Annotated in this window: 1 protein-coding gene and 1 pseudogene; both read right to left on the reverse strand. The window is 69.0% G+C overall.

The genetic code is table 11. From position 1 onward, the window contains the following. Positions 1-86: 86 nt before the first annotated feature. Positions 87-2438 (reverse strand): molybdopterin cofactor-binding domain-containing protein, encoded by a 2352-nt coding sequence (locus tag NH602_RS29750; RefSeq protein ID WP_253069551.1) that lies wholly within the window; start codon positions 2436-2438, stop codon positions 87-89. 388 nt (positions 2439-2826) lie between these two features. After that, a pseudogene (locus tag NH602_RS29755) lies at positions 2827-2948 on the reverse strand ((2Fe-2S)-binding protein); the annotation flags it as partial.

Genomic DNA, 2948 nt, shown 5'->3' on the forward strand with positions numbered 1-2948 from the left:
CCCAGAGCACGCGGACGTCGTCCTCGACGTCGACGGTGACCTTCTCGCCGTTGACCGTGAAGGTGTGGGAAGGCATGTCAGTCTCCTCAGCGGACGAAGTCGAGGCCGTTGGTCGGCGACGGCGGGACGGGCGGGACAGTCGGATACGGCTCGAACGGCAGCGGCTCGTTGTGCAGGATCGGGAACTCGGTCGGGACCTTCCCGGTCGCGCGGGCGTAGGCGTTCGCGATCGCGCCGCAGGTGGCCGCCACGCCGAACTCGCCGGCGCCGCCGGGCTCCGGGGCCTCGGAGTCCTCGATGAGCACGATGTTCATCTCCGGCGGGGTGTTCCACTGCCGGGTGTAGAAGTAGTTGTCCCAGCTGGCCTCGACGAAGTGACCGTCGACCAGGTGCAGGCCTGAGGTCAACGTCATCGCGATGCCGTCGTTGATCCCGCCCATCATCTGGGCCTCGAGACCGCGTGGGTTGATGATCAGGCCGACGTCGACGACGTAGGTGACCTTGGTGACGCGCGGGCCGGTGCGAGCGGAACGGATCTTCCGGTTCACCGTCTCGGGGCGGCAGTCCAGCTCGACGACGGCGCAGGCCACGCCCTTGTACTCGACGTGCATCGCGATGCCCTGGGCGGTGCCCTCCGGCATCGACTTGCCCCAGTCCGCCTCCTGCGCGGCCCGGTCGACGACGTTCTTCCAGCGGGTCAGCTTGGTGAACTCCGAACGGAACTCGTACGGGTCCTTGCCCATCTTCGCCGCGACCTGGTCGATCATCAGCTCGCGCGCCGTGGCCGTGTCGGGCGAGTAGATGTTGCGCATCGAGCAGGTGTTGAAGCGCATGTCGACCTCGTTGAGCAGCGAGGTGGCAGCGCCGACGTTGTACGGGTTGGTCTGCGTCGTCAGGTAGATGCTCTGCGAGATCGTGTAGTTGCCGCCCGGAGCCTTGTTCGCCGCGGCGGTGATCGCCTCGGACAGGCCGGGGTTGATCTCGGAGGCGACGCTGGTGTGGCGGATCTCGAAGCTGGACACCGCGTCGCCGGAGACCTGCGCCCGGACCCGGGTGGTCGCCATCGGGTGCGTGCGCCCCTGGCGGGAGTCGTCGGCGCGGGTCCACATGAGCTTGACCGGCTTGCCGAACGCCTGCGAGCACTCGGCGGCCTCCTCGAGACCGTCGAAGAACAACCGGCGGCCGAACGAGCCGCCGCCCTCGGTGACGTGCACGGTGACCGCGTTCTGCGCGATCCCGAGCTTCTTGGCGATCTCGGCCTGCGCGGCGATCGGCGACTTGGACGGTCCCCAGATCTCAGCCGAGCCGTCGCGGACGTCGGCGATGGCGCAGTTGGTCTCCAGCGCGGAGTTGCTGCGGAAGTAGAACGTGAAGTCGCCCTCGACGGTCTCACCCGGCACCTGGGGCACGGCCAGCGGCAGCTCGCCACGGCGCAGGGCCGCCAGCACGGACTCGTCGTTCTCGCCCTCGACCGTGCCGCCGTCCCAGTCGACACGCAGCGCGTTGACCGCGTCGACGGCCTGCCCGAACGTCTTCGCGCGGACCGCCACGCCGGTCGGGACCTGCTCGACGTCGGTGACGCCGGGCATGTTCCGGACCTCGTCGATGTTGCGCACACCCTGCGGGGCCGAGTTGATGTTCGGACCGCGGCAGATGACGGTCGGCAGCGCGTCCGGGATCTGCAGGTCGGCGAGGAACTTCTTCTTCCCGGTCACCATGGCGCGCGCGTCGGACTTGGTCCGCGGCTTCCCGATGACGGTGAACTCCTCGCGGTCCTTCAGGACGACGTCGACGGCCTCGTTCACCGAGCTGGACGCCAGCTCGGTGAGCTCCCCGAAGGGCAGCTGCTCGCCGTTGTTGCCGGTGATGAGCCCCTGACGGCTGCGCAGCACGTTCACGTCCTGGCGCAGCTCGTTCGCGGCCGCGTCGAGCAGCCGCTTCTGCGCGAGCGCCGCCGCGACCCGGATCGGGGTGTAGGTGGAGAACGTGGTCGTCGAGCCGCCGGTGAGCTGGTTGAACACCAGTTCCGGGCGGGCGTCGGCCAGGGTGACGATCACCTGGTCGGGGTCGAGGTTCATCTCCTCCGCGATGATCATCTGCGTCGAGGTGATGATGCCCTGGCCGTTGTCCGAGCGCGGCAGCGCGAACGAGACGGTGCCGTCGCGGTTGACCTCGATGCGGATGAGGTTGGCGGTCGGGCGCGCGGAGTCGCGGATGACGTCGAGCAGGTCGTAGAGCTCGGCGGGCAGGGGCGGCGACGGGATCGCGGCCGCGTTGGCCTGCGGGACGCCCGGGAAGTAGGTCTGGCGCCCGATCTCGGCCGCGACGACCAGCGTCGGGGCGGCGACCAGGTAGCCGAGGAACCGCCGGCGGCTGACGTTCTTGCGGTCGTCTCCGGACGCCGGACGCTCGGGGGCGGTGGCGCTGTGAGCGGGCATCGTTGTCCTCTCGGAATGTGCTGCGGTGCGCGCCCGATGCGACGTCCGGTGCGGGGAGCGGGGGACGACTGCGGGGCTTTCGGACGATCAACGACGTGCCTGATTCGACGGATACGCGTCGGTACGCGCGGCACACGTAGAGGGAAATCCGCTGGTCGGACTGTCCGAGATCCAATGATTCGCAGGTCAACGACCTGGCGTTCAGGGTCCCCTTACCCGCAGATGCGGATGACTTGCCGCCACAAGTTCCGCAGGATGGGGTTGCTCTACCGCCGAGTAGACCACTCGTACGGGTGATCCGGTGGAGAGCACCCGAACCGGGACCCGGGTGTCGACCGAAGGGGCTGCGCCCGCCGCCCGGGTCCCCGGTGCGGCGGGCGCATGGTCGTCACATGTTGTCGGCGCCGGCCTTGATCGCCTCGCGGATGCGGTTGTAGGTGCCACACCGGCAGATGTTGCGGATCTCGTCCAGGGCGTCGTCGTCGATCGAACGGCCCTCGGCCGCACACC

This window comes from Pseudonocardia sp. McavD-2-B, assembly GCF_024124365.1.
GTDB classification, from domain to species: Bacteria; Actinomycetota; Actinomycetes; order Mycobacteriales; family Pseudonocardiaceae; genus Pseudonocardia; species Pseudonocardia alni.

Excerpts from the sequence above, each read along its gene's own strand:
- NH602_RS29750 (WP_253069551.1), bottom strand. The coding sequence starts at position 2,438 with ATGCCCGCTCACAGCGCCACCGCCCCCGAGCGTCCGGCGTCCGGAGAC.